At 33.8% G+C, this 22,646-nt stretch carries 29 protein-coding genes and 1 riboswitch; of the genes, 14 read left to right on the top strand and 15 right to left on the bottom strand.

All coding sequences use genetic code 11. The features are described from left to right. Window positions 1-208: 208 nt before the first annotated feature. The 7 genes from BMX10_RS18515 (at window position 209) to BMX10_RS15625 (ending at window position 5,519) form a co-directional block, all read left to right on the top strand. Complete coding sequence (locus tag BMX10_RS18515) at window positions 209-334, top strand: hypothetical protein (protein ID WP_280140783.1); 126 nt, start codon at window positions 209-211, stop codon at window positions 332-334. Between the two features lie 333 nt (window positions 335-667). Further along, window positions 668-1,171 (top strand): sigma-70 family RNA polymerase sigma factor, encoded by a 504-nt coding sequence (locus BMX10_RS15650; protein ID WP_090446379.1) that lies wholly within the window; start codon window positions 668-670, stop codon window positions 1,169-1,171. A 3-nt stretch (window positions 1,172-1,174) separates the two neighbouring features. Continuing rightward, the gene (locus BMX10_RS15645; protein ID WP_090446377.1) at window positions 1,175-2,344 is read left to right on the top strand and encodes an anti-sigma factor; all 1,170 of its coding nucleotides are present in this window, start codon (window positions 1,175-1,177) and stop codon (window positions 2,342-2,344) included. 183 nt (window positions 2,345-2,527) lie between these two features. After that, window positions 2,528-3,073, top strand: a complete 546-nt coding sequence (locus tag BMX10_RS15640; protein WP_090446375.1) for a hypothetical protein — start codon at window positions 2,528-2,530, stop codon at window positions 3,071-3,073. Window positions 3,074-3,100: 27 nt separating this feature from the next. Continuing rightward, complete coding sequence (locus BMX10_RS15635) at window positions 3,101-4,192, top strand: threonine aldolase family protein (protein WP_090446373.1); 1,092 nt, start codon at window positions 3,101-3,103, stop codon at window positions 4,190-4,192. Between the two features lie 237 nt (window positions 4,193-4,429). Further along, on the top strand, window positions 4,430-5,263 hold the full coding sequence (locus BMX10_RS15630) for a hypothetical protein (RefSeq protein WP_090446371.1): 834 nt from the start codon (window positions 4,430-4,432) through the stop codon (window positions 5,261-5,263). Window positions 5,264-5,276: 13 nt separating this feature from the next. Beyond that, window positions 5,277-5,519, top strand: coding sequence for a hypothetical protein (locus BMX10_RS15625; protein WP_090446369.1), 243 nt, complete (start codon window positions 5,277-5,279; stop codon window positions 5,517-5,519). Between the two features lie 82 nt (window positions 5,520-5,601). On the opposite strand, the gene BMX10_RS15620 is transcribed toward BMX10_RS15625, so the two are convergent. The 5 genes from BMX10_RS15620 to BMX10_RS15600 form a co-directional block, all read right to left on the bottom strand. Then, a complete protein-coding gene (locus BMX10_RS15620) occupies window positions 5,602-6,423 on the bottom strand; it encodes an ABC transporter permease (RefSeq protein ID WP_090446367.1) in 822 nt (273 codons plus the stop codon). Further along, window positions 6,413-6,610, bottom strand: a complete 198-nt coding sequence (locus tag BMX10_RS15615) for a hypothetical protein (protein WP_330387955.1) — start codon at window positions 6,608-6,610, stop codon at window positions 6,413-6,415. Before BMX10_RS15615 ends, BMX10_RS15620 begins: the two co-directional genes overlap by 11 nt. 41 nt (window positions 6,611-6,651) lie before the next feature. Further along, window positions 6,652-6,831, bottom strand: coding sequence for a hypothetical protein (locus tag BMX10_RS15610; protein ID WP_090446364.1), 180 nt, complete (start codon window positions 6,829-6,831; stop codon window positions 6,652-6,654). A gap of 168 nt (window positions 6,832-6,999) precedes the next feature. Beyond that, complete coding sequence (locus BMX10_RS15605) at window positions 7,000-7,347, bottom strand: hypothetical protein (RefSeq protein WP_139176482.1); 348 nt, start codon at window positions 7,345-7,347, stop codon at window positions 7,000-7,002. Between the two features lie 144 nt (window positions 7,348-7,491). Further along, the gene (locus BMX10_RS15600) at window positions 7,492-8,010 is read right to left on the bottom strand and encodes a CBO0543 family protein (protein WP_090446360.1); all 519 of its coding nucleotides are present in this window, start codon (window positions 8,008-8,010) and stop codon (window positions 7,492-7,494) included. A gap of 582 nt (window positions 8,011-8,592) precedes the next feature. Between BMX10_RS15600 and BMX10_RS15595 the strand changes: the two genes are divergently transcribed. Continuing rightward, complete coding sequence (locus tag BMX10_RS15595) at window positions 8,593-9,597, top strand: DUF3231 family protein (RefSeq protein ID WP_090446383.1); 1,005 nt, start codon at window positions 8,593-8,595, stop codon at window positions 9,595-9,597. Between the two features lie 365 nt (window positions 9,598-9,962). On the opposite strand, the gene BMX10_RS15590 is transcribed toward BMX10_RS15595, so the two are convergent. Then, complete coding sequence (locus BMX10_RS15590; RefSeq protein WP_280140784.1) at window positions 9,963-11,567, bottom strand: recombinase family protein; 1,605 nt, start codon at window positions 11,565-11,567, stop codon at window positions 9,963-9,965. Window positions 11,568-11,744: 177 nt separating this feature from the next. Between BMX10_RS15590 and BMX10_RS15585 the strand changes: the two genes are divergently transcribed. Beyond that, window positions 11,745-11,930 (top strand): hypothetical protein, encoded by a 186-nt coding sequence (locus tag BMX10_RS15585; RefSeq protein WP_090446355.1) that lies wholly within the window; start codon window positions 11,745-11,747, stop codon window positions 11,928-11,930. Window positions 11,931-12,347: 417 nt separating this feature from the next. Here the strand turns inward: BMX10_RS15585 and BMX10_RS18625 are convergent, their stop codons facing one another. After that, on the bottom strand, window positions 12,348-12,704 hold the full coding sequence (locus BMX10_RS18625) for a hypothetical protein (RefSeq protein WP_408633609.1): 357 nt from the start codon (window positions 12,702-12,704) through the stop codon (window positions 12,348-12,350). 332 nt (window positions 12,705-13,036) lie between these two features. Further along, window positions 13,037-13,666, bottom strand: coding sequence for an ABC transporter ATP-binding protein (locus BMX10_RS15575; protein WP_090446351.1), 630 nt, complete (start codon window positions 13,664-13,666; stop codon window positions 13,037-13,039). A 305-nt stretch (window positions 13,667-13,971) separates the two neighbouring features. On the opposite strand from BMX10_RS15575, the gene BMX10_RS15570 reads away from it, so the two are divergent. From BMX10_RS15570 to BMX10_RS15560, 3 genes are all read left to right on the top strand, one after another. Next, window positions 13,972-14,289, top strand: a complete 318-nt coding sequence (locus BMX10_RS15570; protein ID WP_090446350.1) for an alpha-helical endospore appendage domain-containing protein — start codon at window positions 13,972-13,974, stop codon at window positions 14,287-14,289. Between the two features lie 86 nt (window positions 14,290-14,375). After that, entirely contained in the window at window positions 14,376-14,639 is a 264-nt protein-coding gene (locus tag BMX10_RS15565; RefSeq protein WP_090446349.1) for a hypothetical protein, read from the top strand. A gap of 299 nt (window positions 14,640-14,938) precedes the next feature. Then, window positions 14,939-15,493, top strand: a complete 555-nt coding sequence (locus BMX10_RS15560) for a hypothetical protein (protein WP_090446348.1) — start codon at window positions 14,939-14,941, stop codon at window positions 15,491-15,493. Between the two features lie 231 nt (window positions 15,494-15,724). Here the strand turns inward: BMX10_RS15560 and BMX10_RS15555 are convergent, their stop codons facing one another. After that, the gene (locus BMX10_RS15555; protein WP_090446346.1) at window positions 15,725-16,549 is read right to left on the bottom strand and encodes a potassium channel family protein; all 825 of its coding nucleotides are present in this window, start codon (window positions 16,547-16,549) and stop codon (window positions 15,725-15,727) included. A gap of 281 nt (window positions 16,550-16,830) precedes the next feature. Then, window positions 16,831-16,918, top strand: a riboswitch (cyclic di-GMP riboswitch). Window positions 16,919-17,039: 121 nt separating this feature from the next. Here BMX10_RS15555 and BMX10_RS15550 point away from each other — a divergent pair. After that, window positions 17,040-17,309 carry a late competence development ComFB family protein gene (locus BMX10_RS15550; RefSeq protein ID WP_090446344.1) on the top strand — a complete coding sequence of 90 codons (270 nt, stop codon included), beginning with the start codon at window positions 17,040-17,042 and terminating at the stop codon, window positions 17,307-17,309. Between the two features lie 115 nt (window positions 17,310-17,424). Here BMX10_RS15550 and BMX10_RS15545 read toward each other — a convergent pair whose 3' ends face one another. From BMX10_RS15545 to grxC, 5 genes are all read right to left on the bottom strand, one after another. Further along, on the bottom strand, window positions 17,425-18,012 hold the full coding sequence (locus tag BMX10_RS15545) for a hypothetical protein (RefSeq protein WP_090446342.1): 588 nt from the start codon (window positions 18,010-18,012) through the stop codon (window positions 17,425-17,427). A 163-nt stretch (window positions 18,013-18,175) separates the two neighbouring features. Beyond that, complete coding sequence (locus tag BMX10_RS15540) at window positions 18,176-19,255, bottom strand: TMEM165/GDT1 family protein (protein ID WP_090446340.1); 1,080 nt, start codon at window positions 19,253-19,255, stop codon at window positions 18,176-18,178. Window positions 19,256-19,582: 327 nt separating this feature from the next. Continuing rightward, window positions 19,583-19,831 (bottom strand): hypothetical protein, encoded by a 249-nt coding sequence (locus tag BMX10_RS15535; protein WP_090446338.1) that lies wholly within the window; start codon window positions 19,829-19,831, stop codon window positions 19,583-19,585. Window positions 19,832-19,958: 127 nt separating this feature from the next. Continuing rightward, window positions 19,959-20,249, bottom strand: coding sequence for a hypothetical protein (locus tag BMX10_RS15530; RefSeq protein WP_244272743.1), 291 nt, complete (start codon window positions 20,247-20,249; stop codon window positions 19,959-19,961). A gap of 158 nt (window positions 20,250-20,407) precedes the next feature. Then, entirely contained in the window at window positions 20,408-20,665 is a 258-nt protein-coding gene (gene grxC / locus BMX10_RS15525; RefSeq protein WP_090446336.1) for a glutaredoxin 3, read from the bottom strand. A gap of 199 nt (window positions 20,666-20,864) precedes the next feature. Here grxC and BMX10_RS15520 point away from each other — a divergent pair, with 199 nt between their 5' ends. After that, window positions 20,865-21,263: an FMN-binding protein gene (locus BMX10_RS15520; RefSeq protein ID WP_090446333.1), complete on the top strand. Its 399-nt coding sequence runs from the start codon at window positions 20,865-20,867 to the stop codon at window positions 21,261-21,263. Between the two features lie 46 nt (window positions 21,264-21,309). Here BMX10_RS15520 and BMX10_RS15515 read toward each other — a convergent pair whose 3' ends face one another. After that, entirely contained in the window at window positions 21,310-22,623 is a 1,314-nt protein-coding gene (locus tag BMX10_RS15515; RefSeq protein WP_090446331.1) for an aspartate kinase, read from the bottom strand. Between the last annotated feature and the right edge of the window lie 23 nt (window positions 22,624-22,646).

Raw genomic sequence — 22,646 nt, 5'->3', positions numbered from 1 at the left:
TATTACGTATACGCTGCAGTCGCTGGGTTTTCTTGCGCCTTGAATCTGAAGATTTTTGAACAGTCTGGAGGTTGTTGACTTTTTCAACAACCTCAGCTGGGGAAATCCCCAGCTTTTTTTTCTGTAAAAGTGTTATCATTATTTACTAGTTTACATAATGCCAGGAGAGGTGATAAAATAATGATAAACTACTAGAAAGAGGTGGCATATGAAAGGTATATTGAAATTTTTATCTTGGAAGCCAAGCTATTCCTTTTGGAGAAAAAAAGATGATTTAGGTCACCGATTATTAGCAAACCATATTAGAATTACAACCATTGTTAGAGGCTGTTAATGATTAAATCTGCAATCGGTATATGCCAATATGAAAAGTCAGTTAATCTTTGGTTGATGCTATGGTATACATAGAGGATTGAAAAATTGCAGATAAGTGTTTTTATCTATTAGAGGTGTACCTAGTAAAGGTGGCCTCTATTTTTATGGGAAAAAATATAAAGGTTAAAGGCCTTCTGACTCTTTCACATAAGAGGATGTTCCTTCTATATAGAATAGACGTCTCTATGGCTCTTGTGGTATCGTAGAATAGGGTAAAATAGATAGGAAAATTATAAAGAAAGTGCAACTTTAGAAGAGGATCATTCGTTCTTCTATTGAAAGGAGGGGGCAGATGGAAGAAAAGAAGGACTTAGAATCAATCTATAGGTATTACTTTAATGATATATATCAGTACTTATTCTATCTGTCTAGGCATCCACAGATAGCTGAGGATCTAACCCAAGAAACCTTTTATAGAGCCTATCTCTACCTGGAAAGCTACAAAGGAGAAAAAGTAAAGCCTTGGCTGTTAAGGGTTGCAAAAAATGCCTTCATAGATTGGTATCGAAAAGAGAAAAGGCATGTTTCTCTAGAGCCAACAGTTTTAGAAAGTATACCCAATAAAGAGCAAAGGGGACCAGAAGAAGTCTATTTATTGGCAGAGAAAATAGAGGGATGGGTAGAACGGGTGAAAGACTTGCCACCAAAGCAGCAGCAGGTATTGTTGCTCTGTGATTACTATGATTTTACCTATCAGGAGATAGCAGACGTTTTACATCTTACGCTGGCAGATGTAAAAACCAGTCTTTTTCGAGGCAGAAAAAAAGTAAAAGAATTGATGGAAGGAGGAGATTAAAGGATGAATTGTTCCGATGTAGAAAAGAAATGGCAGGATTATTTAAATGGTACATTAAACCCAGAGGAAGAAGAAAAAATAGTAGATCATATTAATATATGCAGCAATTGCAATAAAAAACTGGACCATGAGCTGGAGGAAAAAAAGCTCCATCCTCATAAAATATTCAGCATTAACGAAGATAAACAGGTGAAAATTTTAAGGAGGGCAAAATGGAAAAGCAGAGTCTCTAATGCTTTTTCAGTGATTTCTATATTTCTTATGGTGACCATAGTAAGTATGATTTTATCAACAGCATACTTTAGTGTAGGAAAAAATAGAGGAAACACAGCTGCTAATGTTTCAATTATGGTGACAGAGCTGACCATGCCAAACATTGTGCCTGCAGGTAGCAACAGTAGGGTAAAAAGCTTTTTTAGAATGGAGAGCAGTCACGAGTTGCGAAAAAAAATAGGTTATGACTATCAAACTATTGGCAGGCAGAATACTAACATGCTTTTTAATCACATGAATGTTCAACGGGATTGGCATAAGGGGGCGTTAGAGGTAAAAATGTACTTTATTTATCCCCATAGTGCACATGAGGCACCTTATGATGATAAGGAAAATCCAGCTTGGGAAACCTTAGAGATTCTACCGGAGGGAACAGTATCAGAGCTAGCGGTATCCTTTGACAAAAGCTACACATTAGAGGAGGTTTTTGACATCTTTGAAGGCTATGATTTAGACCTCCTTTGGTTTGCTGTAGAAACTGGGATAGAAACCGATCTTGCTACTGGACCCTATTTAAGCGTTATGGATGGTTTGATGGGATTTCCTCACTTTGCTCGTTCTTTAGTGTACGAACCTGAAAGTCCCGGAAACTATTCATTAGCCGTCCGAGGAGATGCAGAGAAAAAAAACAGTGCCTTCATTAGAGGTGTAGAATTTTTAGCTGAACATCAAGGCTGGGCTGAAAAAGCCTATCGTGGAAGTCCAAAAAGATTTCTATTGAATGAACGTTTGGAGTACTTACAAGAAAATGGTGTAAAGATCTATGGTGTGGTCCTTACTGGGCCTACCAAAGAGCTGCTATCCTTGAAGGAGGTAGAAGAAATTAAATACCCTGTATTAGGAGAAGTAGTTCTATGGAATTGGTATAATAGAATGTTTCATGGAACCATCTATAACTAGAAATGGAGCTGAAGAAATGACAGAAATATTCTTGTGGAATAATAAAGGTTTATTTAAGCTGTGATGTTGAGCCTCATTCTACTGAAATTGATGCAGGGATAAAGCGTTTAAAATAGAAATATAATAATAACGATGAAAATCCTAGGAAAATATTATGCACAAAAAATAAGGGGGACTAGTTGTATGAATACAGAAGGATTTAGAAAACTATACTGGGGATTCTTTTTTATGTTAAGCTTTAGAATACAAGGATTTGACATCATTCCCAATATCGTAGGTTATATTTTATTTTTTATTGGGGCTGGCATGCTTGCTTCAAATAGTGAGTATTTTAGTAAAGCTCGCAGCTTTAGTATACCCATGATCCCGTTATCTATATTTTCCATATATGAAAGACCTGCTGAAGGTGGAGGTATTCACTTAGGGGGATTTTGGCCATTGGGAGCATTGATATCAATTGCATCTTTGGTACTGACCCTATTGATTGTATATAATCTCTTTATGGGAATCAAAGACATGGCTACAGCACAAGAGAGAGACGATATCTATGAAGAAGCCGACAAAAGATGGCAGCAATATTTTATGCTGCAGCTGGCGGTGGTTGCGGGATTTATTTTGATTATAGTTCCAGCACTAGGGATTATTTATTTTCTTGCTTTATTCATCGCATCTGTGACATTAATCCTAACGATAATGGGTTTTATGAAAAGATGTGGAGAAAACTTATAAATCATCAGTCCATAGGAGGAAAAACATATGTCAAATTCAACAGAAAAAAATTCTACTCAAGAACATTTATCAAAGGCAGTTGTATATAGCTTTAAAAATGATTATAGCGAAGGGGCTCATCCCAGTATATTAGAAGCAATGATGGAGACAAATCTCCATCAGCAGGAGGGCTATGGTGAAGATGCATATTCCCTTGAAGCAATTAAAATTATGAGGGAAAAGCTTCAAAGTGATCAAGCAGATATTCATTTTGTTGCGGGAGGTACACAGGCAAACTTAATCGTCATCTCCTCTATTCTAAAACCCTATGAATCAGTAATAGCTGCTGATACTGGCCACATCAATGTTCATGAGACTGGTGCCATCGAGGCTACAGGGCATAAGATTAATGTAGTCCATAGCAAGGATGGGAAGCTGGCACCTAAGGACGTGGAATCAGTACTGGAGTTTCATACAGATGAACATATGGTAAAGCCAAGATTGGTGTATATCTCTAATTCAACTGAAATAGGGACGATTTATAAGAAAAAAGAGCTGGAAGAGCTTAGTTTATTCTGTAAATCTAACAATTTATTACTGTTCTTGGATGGAGCTCGCTTAGGATCAGCCTTAACCGCTGAGGAAAATGATTTGAGCCTACCTGAACTAGCCAAACTGGTGGATGTTTTTTATATTGGTGGAACCAAAAACGGGGCATTATTAGGAGAGGCTATTATTATCACCAATGATGAGGCAAAAAAGGATTTTAGATTTCATTTAAAACAAAAAGGGGCCTTGTTGGCAAAGGGGAGATTGCTAGGGATTCAATTCCTTACCTTATTTAAGAAAAATTTATTTTTTCATTCAGCCAGACATGCTAATGAGATGGCAGAGAGATTAAGTGAAGGGATACAAAGCTTGGGATATAAGTTCTTGGTTCAATCAACCTCCAATCAAATCTTTCCTATTTTACCCAATGATATTATTGATCAGCTTAGTAATAAATACGGATTTTATGTATGGTGTAAAATTGATGATAAAACTTCAGCCATTAGATTAGTTACCTCTTGGGCAACAAAGGAAGAGACAGTAAACAGCTTTATTAAAGATCTTGAAGCTCTTAGTGAAATGATAGAGTAAATATTTACAACAAATGATTGCAGCAATTCCTAAATTAATCTATATACTATCTAGTGACGAATCTTATAATACCCATGAAAAATGAATGCTGATTTAACTGGAAAATTGTTCATAAAGGGTTTTTATATGTCTCTATAGAAGGATGATATGATGAAACATAGTCTTTTTTATACAAGTAAAAAAAGCATGATACAGAGGTCAAAAAACTAATCATTTAATACTAGGAGTTGTTATTTAGTGAGGAAAAGAATAAAGATGCTTACGTGGCTGCTGGTTATAAGCTTGGGACTAAATGTTTATAGCATTTTGAAGATGGAGAGGGCTTATAATAATATGACAAATCAGTTGCATGGCAGTATCAATAATACCATGCATAATTTGATGCATGATATAAGTGGACTATATAGAAAAATAGATGAGATAACACAGGAAAATAGATGGGTTGTATCAGAAGAGTTTATCCCTAACATGGAGGCCTCTACCTCAGAAGAGCTGCATTTAAATGTTGAATGGTCCTTGAATGAGGTAGAAAAAGGGGCAAAGATAGCACTACTATACAGGGCGAAGGGTGAAGCAGAAGGTTGGAATCAAGTGATAGTAAATCATACAGGAGGGAATAATTTCAGTGCTCCATTGATCCTATCTCCAGAGAAGGATTATGAGTATCAATTAGTTTCAGAAGGAAATATTATAAAAACTAATGAAATCACTGAGATACCTCCACAGCACTATAAACCTTCACCTTTACACTATAGTGGAGCAGGAGCTTCATCAACTAATGGCAAGCTGCTTGATTTTAGGATCTCATTTGCACAGAGAGAACCTGTCCTGTTTGATTTTTATAAAGTCAAGAATGTCACTGCAATCATTCATTATGGAAATGAACAAAAAGTCTTTCCACTAAAATTAAGGCACATAGGAAGAACAGAATGGGAGCTAGAAATGGGTCCTGATGACTTAGAAAAATCAATTACAGCAGTTATGCTGGAAGTGGAGTATGCAAATGGAGCTGTAGAGGAGACAGATTTTACAACAGAAGTACTGGATGTTATGAGAGATATGGTTAGATAGGTGAATGATAAAAGTGATTTTTATATTTTTCACTGCCTACTTGATACTCCATAATGAAGTGCTTTCTGGAAATTTTTATGATCTTTGTGGAAAATGTATCACAGGATGTCCTGCAAAAGCATTAAGTAATCTAGGTGAGGGCTTTACTCATGATGTGGGATATACTATCGAGAAGGAACGATGTAGCTATTATCAACATACAGTATTAGGTGGGAAACGATGCGGTATATGTGCAAAGGTTTGTTCTCTAAGATAATATCTATATCTTTAAACAATCATTCTTTTCTTAATACTTGAAAAATGTGGGAGCATAAAGCTCCCACTTATTCAATTTCAGCTTATCTCCACTTTAAAAATCTACTCTCTAACCACACAATCAACTGATACATCAAAGCTGTAGCTATAGACAGGATAATGACCCCTGCCATAACAATATCTAGTCGGAAAACCTGACCTCCATAAACAATCAAGTAGCCTAACCCTGCCTTAGAAACCAAGAACTCACCCACGATAACACCTACCCATGTCATACCAATATTGATTTTCATGGTATTTATCATAGTGGGAACACTAGAGGGAAGAACTACCTTTTGTAATATTTGAAATTTGGTAGCGCCAAATGTTTTTAACATTTTGATTTTTTCATCATCAACTTCCTTAAAGCCATTATAGGTAGCTAATATGGTAACGATGATTGAAATCATTAAAGCTGTTACAATGATACCTGTGACACCTGCCCCAGCCCAAATAATGATAATAGGACCAAGAGCAATCTTTGGTAAAGCATTTAAAACTACTAGATAAGGGTCTAATACTCTAGCCACAAAATCTGACCACCAAAGGAGGATAGCGATGATTGTTCCTCCAATGGTTCCTATCAGGAAAGCCATAATTGCCTCAAAAACTGAGATGGATATATGTTTAAAAAGAGAGCCATCTTTGGCTAAGTTGATGATTAACACAAGAATTCTACTGGGTTTGCTGGTGAAAAAGGGATCCATCCATCTTAAGGTAGCCGCTACTTCCCATAATAAAATGAAACCTATTAAAACACCAACCTGAGATAGTTTTATCTTTATACGATGACGATGAACATCCTTTAAGTACTCAATATGACTGGAAGAGAAGTGGACATTCTCTGTATTATTATTATTGAACATAGATATCTAACTCCTTCCAGATTTTATTAAAATAATGCCTAAATTCAGGAGCTTCACGACATTTTAAGGGAGTCTTCTCACCATCAGCGCAGGTCAGATCTATATCATGTATGGTTTTTATTTCAGCAGGACGATTAGAAAGAACAATCACTCTGTCTGCCATAGATATGGCTTCTGCTATGTTCACATAAATGCGACCAAGGAATTTTTCATACATTCATTGGTCGCTTATTTATTTCCATATATGTTGATTTCTAGCTCTTCTCCATGCCAACAGATGTTTTTTATAATCATTTGAAGGATTCTTTTCTTTTTGAAGTCTAAGACTTCTGCAATGACATCCTCTCTAAGGTAGACCTTGTCTAACTTGCCACAGAGAATATAATCTTCGTATTCACGATAAATCATTTCTTCTCACATTCCAAAAAGGTATGAATACTTGCATTACTTAGATAGATTTTTCTTTTCTTCATAGGTATTCCTCCATGATGTTAGAATGTGCAGAAGAAAGAATATTAATCATAAAAATGAAAAATATCTCAAATATGTGAGAAATTTTTACACAACAAAAGCTCCCTATGAAGCAGGAGCTTTGTTATCACAATCCTTGAGACCTTTTATAAATTGAAGTTCTTCAATTAAATGAGCGGATATGGATTCGACTTTATCTATAGAGCAATCATAAGCTGAAATAGTGGCTAAAAAAGAAATAATGATGGTATTCAGCTGTTGGTTGATGAAATCAATTTTTTCCTTTGAATCCTCTTCAACCTCTTCAATCAAGACTTTTTTAACCTTTTCTTCTATGTATAGGTTCCTGATATCTATTGCATTGGGCTGCAACAGCTCTCCGATGGAAATACCAAGGGTCTTAGTAATTCTATTAAGTATAGAACAATCCCTAACAATATACAACTTATCCAAATGATATACATGTCTTACATGTTGAAACGTTTTGGCATTAACCAAAAAACTATGAAAACAGCAGCTAAAACTATTACTGAGTAGAGGGAAAAATGTGTCTTACTTCCAATGTAGAACCTTTGATATATAATAATATAGAAAAAATCAACTTCTGTCTTCAACTGGAAGGTGCACAGGAACTTTAAACCACCAAAGAACTGCAATGGCAACAATTGCTGACAAAATATAAGTCAACAAAGGGTGTTTTTGGTGTAGTCTTAAAAGTGGAAACATCACAAAAAGAAAAGCTATTGACCACCACAATGACCAGCCATATTGATATTGAATTCTGCCTGTAAGAACAAAAAACCATTCCCAAATACCGTATATCATAATCCATTTTAAGGTTCGGATAGTTTTCCCGAAGGCATCCGTAGGATAATTATGAAGAAACATCAATATAGTACATGGGAAAACTATAAAAGTATATAACATCTCTGTTAAAGTGTGATTTGATATAAAGTCCGCATGAAGACGCCATAAAAAATAATTTGAAGTTAGGAAATTATAAAGCAAGTTACCCAATGCTATAAAAAGTATGGTTGCATGATATTTTTTCCAATTTCGCCAATCTCCAAAGCGCAAAGTAGCAATAAATGCTATAACAGCAGTTGCAACATGCATAATAGACCATTTCCTTTACTGTTTAGTATAATTTATTATGCCAATATAAAAGATAACATATGTAAGTTGAGATGGTAGAAAAATACAAGAAAAACTTCTCAAGTAGTCATAGAAAACTATTAAGTATATTGGAGAAGGATTTGATGATAAAGGATTAGATTACCTCTTTTTAACTACATCAATATTTTGTTTTGTGCTGTCTATTACTTCCTGTATAGATAGAACCATCTTACTATAGGGAAAATTAGCAAGTAAAATATATAGGAGTACCACAGCTTCCAGCCTGTAAACGTTAAATAGCCAAAATATACTGTAGTCCATTCAAAGAAAGCAGCAAAAGCCGCCCAAACTATGAAATATGGGATGAAACGAGAAAAATTTTTGGGCATATAGTTTAGAAAGGGTATCGCAAACAAAAGAGACATAAATAGTTTGGTTATAAAGACTCCAAAGCTTACTTCGGGAAAACCTAAAAAATAATATAATTCATGGAAATATCCTATGCCTGTATTGAGCATAATGAAAATAATCTCAAATGTTTCTGGGTATTATAAATATATTATTCTCAATAGAGGTGAAAAAATGAATTATGAAAAGATAAAACTAACATCAGCTGAAATAGGGACTCTATGGACTGAGTATGTATATGGTACAATGACAGACTGTGTAAATAGATATATGTATTCAATTATAGAAGATAAATCAATTAAGAAAGTTTTTAAAGACGCTATTAATATATTTGCAAAACAAAAACAGGAAATCACTGAATTTATTAAAAAAGATGGATTTCCTGTACCGTTAGGTTTTACTGATGCTGACATTAATATGGAAGCCCCACGATTGTTTACAGATATATTTTGTTTACAATACTTACATGTAATGACTTTACATGGCTTAATAGGGCATATTACTTCGTTAAGTGCATCAACACGAAAAGATTTAAGACAAATGTATGATGCTTTTGATAATGATGGAAAAAGAATGTTTCATGAAACCATTGAATTATTGCTTGAAAAAGGTAAATATCAAAGAGACCCTTTGTTTTATCCAAGCGACAATGTTGAGTTTGTAGATAATAGGGATTTTGCATCTGGTTTACTACAAACAAGCCGTCCTTTAGGTGCCCCAGAAATTGTAAATCTCTCCTTCAATATCAAAAAAAATATTATGGCTAAAAGCCTTTCAATAGCTTTTAGTCAAGTAGTTCAAGATAAAGAAGCGAGAAAATTTTTAGAAGATAGTCAAAATACAGCTGATAACCAAATACAGCTATTAAATAAAATTTTACAAAATGATAATTTACCATCTCCTACATCCTTTGAAACGGAAATAACATCATCACAAGTGGCTCCTTTTTCTGATAAGCTTATGCTGTATCATATAGGACTTCTATATCAAGTTGGTCAAGTGTACCACGGTGCTGGTCTTGCATCATCCATGCGGGCAGACCTTGTAATTACTTATGAAAAGGTAATATTAAAAAATATAGCCTTGACAAAGAATTGGTTTACTATAATGGTTAAAAATAAATGGTTAGAACAGCCACCTCTTGCACCTAATAGAAAAGAAATTGCAAGAGATAAGTAATTACACCTCTCAATTAGCTTGAAAAAAATATTTAAAAGTCATTTAGGCCCTTGTTCAAACATTAATTACGTGAGCCTCCTTTGAGGCTCACGTAATTAATGTTATTATATCAACACTATTCTGAAATAAAACCTATTCTTAAAATCATAACTACCAGGTAAATTTTAAACTAACAAGAATTAAACTTACACATCTTTAAATTTTTATTAGTATTATTTTTTATCATATTGCATCATTCTTTTCCTTAAAGAACTAAGTTATGTACACCCCCTTTAGCAAGGTTACAAACATAATAAACTATTATTAAATAAGAAATTCCAACCTAACATATTTTATATAACTTGCAATAAAATAGAGAGAATTACTTAATTACTTCCATGAACATTTATTTCCAGCTGCTCTCCATTCCAGATAATACTTTTAATAATCATTTGTAGGATTTTTTTCTTTTCATCAAAAGCAGCTTCATCAAGTAAAACAGGAAATTTCTTTAACAGACTTTTAACCACTTGGAGATTAGTGGTTTCTAAATGGATAGACTGACTATGATCCATTAGCTCTTCTAACTCTTTTTTCAGCTCAGTGATTTTCAAATCGATTTTTTCTATCTCTTCCATGATATACTTATCTGCCGTCGTCCCTTTATTTTCAGCCAGCTTCAAAGCTAGAGTTGAGATGGTTTGTTTATGGTGGTTTATTTGGTTTTCAAGTAATACTCTTTTATTATGTTGTGTTTCAACTACATTAGAAAGGCTAGCTCTCTTTTTATACAATTCATCATACAATTTACTGCTAGAGGCTGAAAACTTTTTTAATTCGATAAAGACGATTTCCTCTGCCTGTTTACCATTTAAATTCTTAGTGGTACAAAGGCTGCCCCTTGACCGCTCTTTTAATGTACATTTGTAATAGTGATGGAGAACTTCTCCTTCCTTGACTTTATAGGTTACCTTTAACTTAGAACCGCAGCTGCCACAGACAAGAAGAGGCGTTAGGAGGGCAATTCGGCTATTGACGCCTCGAGGAGCTTTCTTACTGTTTACCTTTAATTGATTTTGGACCCTAATCCAATCTAATGAAGGAATAACTCCTTTATGCTTACTAATAGCTACCACCCATTCTGAATAGTGCTTTAGCTTAGAGGACACCCCCTTTTTTTCTTGTTTCTTGTTATACACCAATACACCATACTTTCCATCAAAGCTTTCTTTATTACTGGCGATATCCATTTCTAGTCTATAAAAATAGTTATAAAGGACTTCATCAGCTACCGCATAAACAGGATTTGTGAGAATGAGTTTTATGGCGCTTTTATCAAATGACTTATCTTTTTTACTTTTCATGTTGTTCTCTAGACACCAGCTTTCCAGCTGGGTTAAACTATCTAACTCAGAGTATCTCTCATATATAACTTTCACTGTTTCTAGTTCCTGAGGGATAGGGGTTAACTGATACATCTTTTTCTTGTTCATATGATTGTCATAATAGATGATAGCCTCACTTTTGAAACCTAGAGGAGTATTTCCTCCAAGCCATCTGCCAGTACGGGCTAGCTGCATCATATTGTCCCTAATCCGTTCAGCGATGGTCTCCCTTTCCAGCTGAGCAAATACCAGAGCAATATACATCATGGCTCTACCCATAGGTGTAGAGGTATCGAACTGTTCCTTGATGGAAACAAAGGTGATGTCATGTTTTTGGAGTATCTCTACAAGCTTGGTGAAGTCTGAGATATTTCTGCTGATTCTATCAAGGCGATAACAGATTAATACATCAAACTTCTTTGCCTTTGCATCCTTCATCATCTTCTTGAATTGAGGTCTGTCTGCGTTACCTCCAGAAAATCCTTCATCATCATAGACGGTGAATTCATGGGTATTAAAATGAAGCTTTCCATACTCCTTGCAGAGCTCCACCTGATTTTGAACGGATTCCCCCTTATCGGTGAATTTTGACTTTCTAGAATAGATTGCTATTGTATGTATCTATATCACCACCCTTCTATATATTTATTAATATGTGACGTTGTATAAATAGAACACAGAAATAATTATCAAACATATGAAATAGTGGCGTTGACTCCCTTAAATACAAGTATAGTACAATCCTTCTACGTCATAGGATGTCTTAAGGAGGGAGATGTACCCATGAGAAAAAAGAACTTATTCAAAGTAAAAGTAAATAAACCAGATGAAGAAATACTAGAAAAACTGATTGCACAATCAATAGCTAAAACAACTATGCTTAGAATTAATAAGCTTCCTCAAAATCAAAGGTTATCTACTTTAGAGGAGATGTTAAGGAGGTTAAAAACCGCTGATTTTCTTGAATAAGGCTAAAGGATTGCTATGATAAATATTGCAAATTTATGAAATGTTATGGCGCTTATTAGCGCTGTTGATATATTTATATTGGGGGGATTTTATGTATTTATGGCTTGAAGAGAAAAGAAAAGTATTCAAACATATCCACAGTTAAGTGAAACTTCTATGAAAGATGGAAGGGTTAATTACTACATTGAGAATAGTAATAGAAGCAAGAAGAATATGCTCGTTAATTAAGCTATACTGGTAATGGATATATTTATGGAGGCTATTTAGGTGCCGATACAGAGTATACAGTGGATACTGAGGATGGATTAGTATAAAAGAAATAAGGGCTGCACTCCTTCAGTTTTTAATATTAGATCATTAGCTAAAGTGACTATATATCTAGATTTGATGAGTGCAGCTTCTTTTATATTGTGTCCTCTAATGCTTCGTGTATAAATGGAACCATCTTACTATTGGGAAAATTAGCAAGTAAAATATAAAGGAGTACCACAGTCTCCAGCCTGTATACGTTAAATAGCCAAAGTATACTGTAGTCCATTCATAGAAAGTAGCAAAAATCGCCCAAACTATGGAATATGGGATAAAACTAGAAGATTTTTTGGGCATAAAGTTTAGAAAGGGTATCGCAAATAAAGGCGACATAAATAGTTTAATTGCAACGGCTCCAAAGCTTAATTCAGGAGAAGCTGAAAAATAATATAATTCATGGAAATATCCTAGATAGAGATCTATTGTTATTTCAAGATAGGACACAGTTATCCAGATAACTAACATGTCTTTTCTTTTTATGTGTTTTGGCATAAACCATAGAAATATTAATAAAATAACCACAACTGTTATAGCGTAAAACAAAATATATTCCTCTCCTTTAATATAAGGTATAGTAGTGTATCTAAATAGATACAAGTTAGTATGCCATAGTATAAAATTAAGTATGTACGATTGTTGTATTGCTATTGATTTTCAATAAAATTATCTGTGAAATTTTATGCACAGTTAAGTGCTATTTATATATAGCAAAACATTATTAAAATTAATAGCATAGAAAGAAGGATTAATATAAAAGAAAAAATCAATTCATTTATTTGCATTTGCAGAATACTTCACTATAAAAGTAGCACTTTAAACCACCTCTCTTCTGCTATGTCATGGGTAACCATAATAGCGGTTTTCTGTTCACGTTTTAATATGCCTGAGATATCGTTACTGACAGCTAAACGACTTTGATAGTCTAAAGCTGAAAAAGGTTCATCCAACAGTAATAACTCAGGCTCGATAGCTAAGGTTCGAATAAGTGCAACTCTTTGCCTCATACCGCCTGATAGTTGATTGGGAAAATGATGCTTAAAGTCTTCTAATCCATAAGTATCTAATAATCTTGTCACTCTTTTTATATTTTCTTCATTTTTCTTATTTTGAATTTCTAGTCCAATGAGCACGTTATCCATAATAGTACGCCATTGAAATAGATGGTCACTTTGGAACATGTATCCAATTGTTTTATTAGGTTTTTCTATTTTTTTTCCATTAATAAAGACTTCACCTGAACTAGGTTTCATTAATCCTGAAATAATAGAGAGAATTGTGGATTTACCACAACCACTAGGACCTACGATCGTGACAATTTCACCTTTGTTGACATCAAAGGAAATATTATCTAGAGCCCTAGTTTCGCCATCCAATGTGTGATAAATTTTAGAGATATTCTTTATTTCAACAAGCTTTGTTCCTTTCACAGACAAACCTCCTTTGTAAACCAAATCACAAAAACTAAACCCTATGTTATATATTATGATGGTTGAAGAATTCTGTTACTGATATTTGCAGTGATTTATAAATGCTGATATAAACTCTATATAGAAGAAATTGGACATAACAATATGTAATAGGAAAAGTCATCGCAGAAATTTACAATGACTTAGGCAATAAACAGAATAGAATAAATCGATATACAAAAAAATTTAAAATATCTTTAAAATCAATAACCTTATGTCCCTCCTAAGCATATTATATGAGTGACCAGAAGAAGGAGGTGATAATAATGGGTATGCCAGAAATTCCTGATATGAAGCCAAAAATTGACTTAAAAAAAGAGGATATGATTAATATGCTACTAGCATCTATTGCTCTTGAGGAGATGAGCTTAGCACATATCCTAAATGCAGAAGGTGAAAAAATCCAATGCATAACAGATGATAAGAGGAAATGCAAATTAGATGATTTGTTGGACATTAATGAAAGTGTAAATGAAACCCTAAGAAATGTAATCAAAAAAGAAATGCTACTACAGTTTAAGCTTGAAAATGTAATGAAGATGATGGACAAAAAGAAGCCTAAAAAATGTGTTGATGATTGTTAATATCATGATGAAAAGACCTTATCTTTTTTTAGATAAGGTCTTATATACATAGTGTTTGAATCAATTGGGTATAGTGGGGTGACAAAATGAAAAAGGAAAGTGATGCTTCAATAAATTATTCTAAATTAGGTAAAGCCATGATTGAAACAGCTTTATTAGTAGATGAAAATTTAGCCAGCTTATTAAAGGTAGAAGCACAAAAAATTAGAAAACTTCTAAAAAGTGACGTTTCTTTGGAAGAGCTAGAAACAACGAATACTTTAATAAAAAATATCATAATGGCAATGATGCTAACAGATGAGAAAATGAGATATGGATTAGAGCTTTGTAAGATAAACAAAGAAAAATAATTATTTCTACTTAAAAGCTAACGGACACAAGGACGACCTATGGTCGTCCTTTTAGAGCTTCAATACTACATATTTGACAATACCAAAATGGAGGCAATATATTATAGCCTTCATTTATTAATAAAATAGATATGACAAGTGTGAAGGGCTATAGAAAACTGGGTATATATAATTAACAATAAAAAATAAGTGACATTGAATATCATTATCGTGGTATAATTATAAAAATAAGCTTTGCTTTCATTTTTAGATTTAAATAACAAGCTCAATGACATGACTGAGAAGGGAGGATTACATCGATGCTTGGATCGCTTAATATCATTGCAATCATTGTTTTAGGAATTGGTTTTGTCTTATTATTAATCCATCATACTGCTTTAACAACAAAATTAGATAGATTTTATTGTGATATGGTAAATCATTTATGTATAGGAATAGGGTGGGTGAAATCAAAATATACTGATGAAAAAGTTAGTAGGTTAACTTTAGAAAAAACCCAAGAAAGGATACTGGAGTACCAATATCTATGTGAAAGGGTTCTGAAAAGGAAGCCCTATTATCATTATCTACTTTCCCATATATACAATAATATTGAAGTTTTAAAAGAAGATATGGATAACAATATTTGGGGTGAAAAACAAGAAAAAAAGGTAAAAGAAATCATTGATATCTGCAATAAGCTTATATGGTCCTTTGTAGGCATTAACACTTATGCTGAAGGACATAGAGATGTAGGATACTACTATGAATTAGACAAATCCTATAGTAAAACTCATAAAGTTATTAATAAAGAGCTTAAGCAGTACTGGGAAGAAAAATATCAAGTCAATTCTAGTGAATTTGTTGAACAGTAGATCATAGCAGAATAGGCTTCTCTTTAGAAAAGCCTATTCTGAGATTGTTGAAAAAGTTAACAACCTCTAGACTGGTAAAAAGCCGCTACCTGTTATTATTAGAATCATGGCATTCTTGTCATGACTAAGAAATACATTTGTAGAGCATCAATACTGGAGGGACTGACTACAAGACAAGAAAGGATTGTATGGATTTAGATTACAAGGAGTATATATGTACTTTAGATAGGATTAGATATTTCTAAAGATTTCAGCATGATCATGATCTAGGGTACGGGTTTTTTGAAAGTCCTTCCAATTGATTTCTGTTCGTTGATGACCTCTCCACTTATACAAGCTTACATAATCTTTAATAAAATGAATATTATGCTTAGAGTAATATTTAGAAAGAAAAACTAACTCTCCAGCTTCAACATCAGTACCTATGACAGAAATCCTAAACAAAATGTTCTCATCTTGAAAGACAGCGGCCTTTATATAGTCTAGCAATACTTTGTTAGTCTCATCATGCAAATCAATATCCCAGTATAATAATCTTTCAAAAAAGTAATATTCTTGAGCAAGATGAAACCTTCTTTTTCTAATACTATTTTCATATACAAAGACTTCTAATACCCTGTTAACATTGACCAAAGCCCTTCCTTTATTACCAACTCTTACAGACAAATAGAACCTTTCGGTGCTTTCTTTATACCGTATATAAATGTTATTGGTAATTAAAATATTCATAGGACGTTTGACAAGATAATATAAGAACATACCGGTAAATATTGAATTGATGATTACCCCTGAAAATCCTTGAAGCATAGAAAGATATTTACCTAAGGTATTAATGGCTACAATATCTCCATAGCCTATTGTTAAGTAGGTAACACCGCTAAAATAAATAGCATCCCTTAGAGGAAGTACTTCACTATTGACTATATCCTCTGGGATTGTATTTGAATCAACGATAATACTATGCTTATGATAAAGATGAGCGAAGGTAATTATATTTAAAGTTACCACCATGATATAAATGGTTAATAAAACCATTACTCTTTTCAATATATCCATTATTTCTATCCTTTCATAAAAACCATCTGAGCATTTCAACAATGAATGTTCATAATTTTTTTAATGCAAGATAACCTTATAGTTTAGATTGCGTTAGTTTAATAATATTTATTAGAAAATAGTTTGCAAATTATAATAAATAATAAAGGAACTTTAATTCATGGTGTCGAATAGCAGATACAAGGGAGTAGGTATACAGTCATGAAGGCACTAGTCTTTTGAAAAACGAGCAAATGACTGATAAAAGTGAACTAGTTTCATCAAGCTGAATAAAAATTAAATAATTATGAAGGCAAACTTATCGAAAGCTAAGGACGCAAAACCATGGGTCTAAGGACATATCTTGTCTATGATTGCCAGGCTGCTAGATGATTACCAATAGTTAACGATGGCTATTTTCCCATATTGGCACCTGGATAGGGTGTCTATATTTATATATTAGACAATACATGCTCACAATTCCTTAAGGTCTAAAAGGAGGGATAATATTATGCTAAAAAATTATACAGAGGAACTTATCCGAGAAGTTTTATGGGAGTATAAAAATACTAGTGAGATTTGTCAATGTAAAAACTGTGAAGAAGATATTATTAAAACAGTCTTAAATGATATGAAACCCAAATATTTCATCTCCACTAGCAGTGAAGGAGAAAGAAAGTCTTATATTCTAAATAAACAGCTAAGATTAGAAGCCCTTATCAAAATAACCTCAGCAGTTGAAGAGGTGACTCAACTGTGCAAAAGTCAATACGAAGATTAAATAGAGAAGAAAGTTCTTTTATGAAAAAGATAACAAAAACCTCCTAAAGTAGAACGGTATTAACTACTTTAAGAGGTTTTCTATTTTTTTAATGCTATATAAGTCAATATACTCTTTAAAAAATAGCCACACCGGTTTTTAACAGATCTAATGCATTGGACTTTATTCCCTGTATCATCTGCTGGTAGTACTCCTTTGTTTCATCTACTAAATCCGTTGGCAATTGATGTGATTGAAGTTCCAGCTCCATTTCTCTTAATAGGCTGTCTAGAGTAGCCTCTACAGATGCTTCAAGCATACTAGCAGCTTGCAGATATTTTCGAGCTAATAGTGCGTCATTTAGTTGGTTTGGTGTTTGTTGATTCATATATTCTTCGTAAGCCCTCTGGATTAGCACGTCGATTCTAGTCTTAACTACAGTTTCTAACTCATCAAACTTACCAGCATATTTATCAGAGATGTAATCAACTGAGATATTATTCCCACCACTAAACCCAACACTACCTGCACTAGTAGAAGTGCTTTCTATTAAAGGACTGTCCTTTAAGTCTAAGTCATTAAAACTAAAGAATTCTTCACTAAATTCCTCTTCTAGTTGTGTCCTAAGATTGTCATCAATACCAAAAAAATATTGATATCCCCATATACCAGCACCTGTAACTATTACTAGAAGGCAAATAAAAATAATAAAGAATTTTTTCATTGCAAGTATTCACTCCTTATTCAGATATACTTCTTTAAAGTTAATAGGATCTATTTACAATGTATTATAGCATTTTTCTGCTGACTTATATACAGCCTGGCTTTAGTTACCACAAAATACATAATTCAATGTAACTTATTATAGCTTTTACAATCCCTAAGGGTTAATGAAAAAAATGTGGCTCCACTGATACTATTTCACCATAGTACTCCTCTTTACTTCCATTAAATGGAATGTGTTTCCCGAAGTATAAGATTTCTAAGGTTTTTCGTGTCTGATTCCCTACACAATTGTTTCTATGGTTAGGGCATTCTAAGCAAATATTTATCGTTTCTATTAGACTTTCTTTTAATCCATAGAGAGGATATCCTTTTTTTGTACATAAGGGAGGCTCCCATTCTTTGTCTACAAGAAACTGTTCTTTTTCTTGAGCCTCATATAAACGATTTTGAAGAAATATAATGGTACACTTACCAGTATCACAAACAGCACATTGATGGTTTTCTTGACAAATTCTCGATAGAGATGCTTGTAATTTTTCTGTGTTTAGATACAATTCTCCTGCAGCTTTTTTAAAGGGAGTATCTTCAGAAGCCTGGGTGCGAATTCTATTGATCATGGTTAGTATCATGCAAACAAGGATAACCATAAATCCACTTGTTATTGGCAGGGTCATGTATTGAGGAGGAACTGTATCTCTCAGAGCTAGTAGGCCAAATGTAATAAAGATAACGGAAGAAACCAGCTTCAAGGTAATCTCGGGTACTTTTTTTCCCAGTCTGCTTCCAACAAAAACTCCTAATCCACTGGTAACCACCATCCCTGAAACAGAGCCTATTAATACTAGAAAAGGATAATGAGCCTGGGTTGATAATGTAATAACAGCCAATTGTGTCTTGTCCCCAAATTCACCAAGGGCAAAGGCGGAGGCAACAGTTAGTACAGCTCCAAATCTATTGGAGGTTTGTTCTTCTTCTTCAGAGGCATCTATTTGCAAAGTCCACAGTCCAAATCCAATAAAAGCCAATGCAGCTATCAATCTAATTATGTCTATAGGAATAAGCTGAGTTAAGTAGACCCCTAACAAGGCTGCTAGCCCATGATTTAATGCAGATCCTAGAAAAACACCTAGAAGTACTTTGCTAAGGGAATATTTAACAGCGAAAGCCATTGCTAGTATTTGGGTTTTATCCCCCATTTCCGCCATAATGATAATAAAGAATGATTGAACCAACTCGTACATACCAGAATTCCTCCCTTCTCTACAACAATAAAAAGCGACACTTTTATGTTCAATAAAGCTAACATCCAACAATGTCAGCTTATTAAACGCAAAAGTCTCGCTCCTTTAACATCATTAAAGTGAATAGAACCAGACCTATTAGGTCAGCATGTTGACTCTATTCGTAGGTATACTACAGCTACTCCCTTTTACATTTCAAATATTACTTCTCATGATTATCTTAGCATATGATTGAGAATAGTACAAGGAGGAAGAAAACAGTATGCTCTATTAAACAAAAAAATAATGAAAGCATTGACTAGAATCAATGCTTTCATTATTAAAAAACTACTCTTGTACGAACTCAATTTTACCGCCAGCTGATTCGATAGCTTTGACGATATTACTATATATACTGCCAATACCTGCAGTGCCTGCTAAAATTGGAAGTCTTACAATGATACATATACCGCTAGGGGATGTGATTTCTATCAGGTTTGCCAAGTTAATCACTGCGCCTGCCGGAATAGAAATTCTAACAATTGTTCCAGGTAATTGTGGACACTCTTGTTTAGGTTGTGGGCAATCTTTAGACATTATATCTCTCCTTTCAATCTACAATGTAAGCTATTTGCAATATATACTATGCAGTAAAGCCAGAGAGGTTACATATTAACATAAAAAAGGAAGCATTGAAGAAAGTCAATGCTTCCTTTAAATATATTTACTCTTGAGCAAATTCTACTTTTCCACCAGCTGCTTGAACGGCATTTACTAAGTCATTATATATAGGGCTTATACCTTTTCTACCAGCTAGAAAAGGAAGTCTTACAATTAAACATATACCACTAGGTGATGTTACCTCAATAATGTTTAATAGATTGATTACCGCTCCAGCTGGAATGAAAATTCTAAGAACTGTTCCAGGTAATTGTGGACACGGTGTTGGTTTAGGCTTAGGTTTAGCAATAGATTTAGCAACTGGACTAGTGTAATCTTTAGATACTAATGTCATGGCTCTCCCTCCTTTCTGTTTGCAGTACATACTATGCATAAAAGAGAAAGAGGTGACAAGATTAAGGTTTAAAAGACAATTAGATTTAAATTGAAAATAGTAAAAACACCTATGAGTTTTTGAGTTTTTGACTCAATAGGTGCTTTCCAATAATTTGATTATTTGGTACTTAACCTATCCTCCAGTATACCTTTTTCCTCTAAAGCAAATAAATCATCACAACCACCAATAAACTCACCGCGGATAAAAATTTGTGGAACTGTATCAGATCCAGTTTGAGCTTTAATTTTTGCAAAGGCTTCCTCGTCATAAGTAACGTCAATTTCATCAAAGGAAGCATTTTTCTGCTTTAAAAGCGCTATAGCCCTTCTACAATAAGGACAATAATCCTTTGTATAAATAATTACATCCATCATTAATAACCACCCTTCTTTAAGTGTGTAATAATATATTACCCAATTAACTCATCTATAAATGTTTTTTGCAAAAACACATTAAAAATGCATTAAAAACACATTAAAATTCCATTGGAAGTATAGATACAATTTCTAATAAATGGTAAAATGAATAAGAAAATTTAAAAGGAAATCTACAATGGGAGGATGTGTGAAGAAGATGAAAAATAAAAAATTAATAATAATTTTTATTTTTGGGCTTCTAGTAGGAGCAGGGATATATTTTGGAAAGGAATATATAAGGCTTCAAGAGTATAGAAATACCATTAGGGCAATTGAAATTGAAGGGATTGAATTATCAAAGGTAGTCGATGGGGTGTATGAAGGGTTTTCTGATGGGTTATTGGTGTCAGCTAAGGTATGGGTTACGGTAGAAAACCACAGGATCACAGATATTCAATTAGAGCATCATCATGATCGAGGCATAGCGGCAGAGGTTTTAGTAGATAAAGTCTTAGAGAATCAATCAACAAAGGTAGATATTGTTACTGGGGCAACCTCTAGCAGTAAGGTCATCTTGAAGGCAATAGAAAATGCTCTAGCTGGAGAAGCAGAATAATAAGAAAATCCACCTGTTGGGTACTAGGTGGATTTTTTATGCATTTTTAAACAAAAGCCGAATAAATTGCTCCAACGGCTCTTTCAAAATCATCCGTTTCAACACCAACGATGATATTGATTTCACTGGAGCCTTGATCTATCATGCGGACATTAATACCATTTTTTGCTAATGCTGTGAAGAGTTTGGCAGAAATACCTGGAGTATAGGCCATGCCATGGCCCACAGTGGCGATTAAAGCCATGTTTGGAAATACTTCTATCAAGTCAGGATCACACTGCTGTTGAATCTCATTTAACAGTTTATCTAATTTATTTTCAAGCTGAGCGTCATTGACAACAATGGATACAGTATCGATCCCAGAAGGAAGATGCTGAAAATATATTTCATTATTTTCTAGTATCGTTAGAAGCTTACGGATAAAATTGATTTCAGATTTCATTCTATTTTTTTCTATAGCAATAACAGTAAAATCCTTTCTGCCTGCTATACCTGTAATCGTTCCACCAGGAGTTCCTGGATCTGCATAACTGATAATCATGGTACCAGGATCATTTGGTCTATTAGTATTTTTAATATTGATAGGGATACCAGCATCTAGCACGGGAAAAATTGTTTCCTCATGCAGAACAGTTGCACCCATATAAGAAAGCTCTCTAAGCTCACGATAGGTAATCCTCTCTATTGGTTTGGGATTGTTGACAATGTTAGGGTCTGTCATCAATAATCCTGATACATCCGTCCAGTTTTCATACACAATGGCATCAACAGCTCTTGCTACCAGCGCCCCCGTGATATCAGATCCACCCCTTGAAAATATTTTTATATCACCATTAGGTAGAGAACCATAAAACCCAGGGATAACTGCATTTTTCTTTTCAGCTAAAAACAACTTCATCTTTTCATCTGTTAGTTGTATATTTAATGTGCCATCCTCATGAAAAAAAATAATATCTTTAGGGTCAACGAATTCATACTCCAATAGATGAGATAAAATGATACCATTTAGAAATTCCCCACGACTGGCTATGTAGTCTAATGATGTACCTTCTTCTATTTCTTTTTTAATATCCAGAAAATAAGGCTCTAAATCAAAATCAAGGCTAAGCTCTTTTACGATTTCTAAATAACGTTTTGCGATACAATCAAAAATATCATAAAAATTCATATGATCTTGAAGCTGTTTGTGACATAAGTAAAGCAAATCAGTAATTTTAGTATCTTCCTTATGACGTTTGCCAGGGGCAGATGGTACCACGTATCTTCGTTGATGATCTGAAAGAACAATATCTCTAACCTTAAGAAATTGTGTTGCATCTGCCAGTGAAGAACCTCCAAACTTAGCTACTTTTATATCCATGTTTATTTCCCCCTTTAAGACAA

This window comes from Natronincola peptidivorans (assembly GCF_900111615.1).
GTDB lineage: Bacteria > Bacillota > Clostridia > Peptostreptococcales > Natronincolaceae > Natronincola_A > Natronincola_A peptidivorans.
Note: the sequence above shows the minus strand (reverse complement) of the source record. Positions and strands in the feature narration are given on the sequence as shown.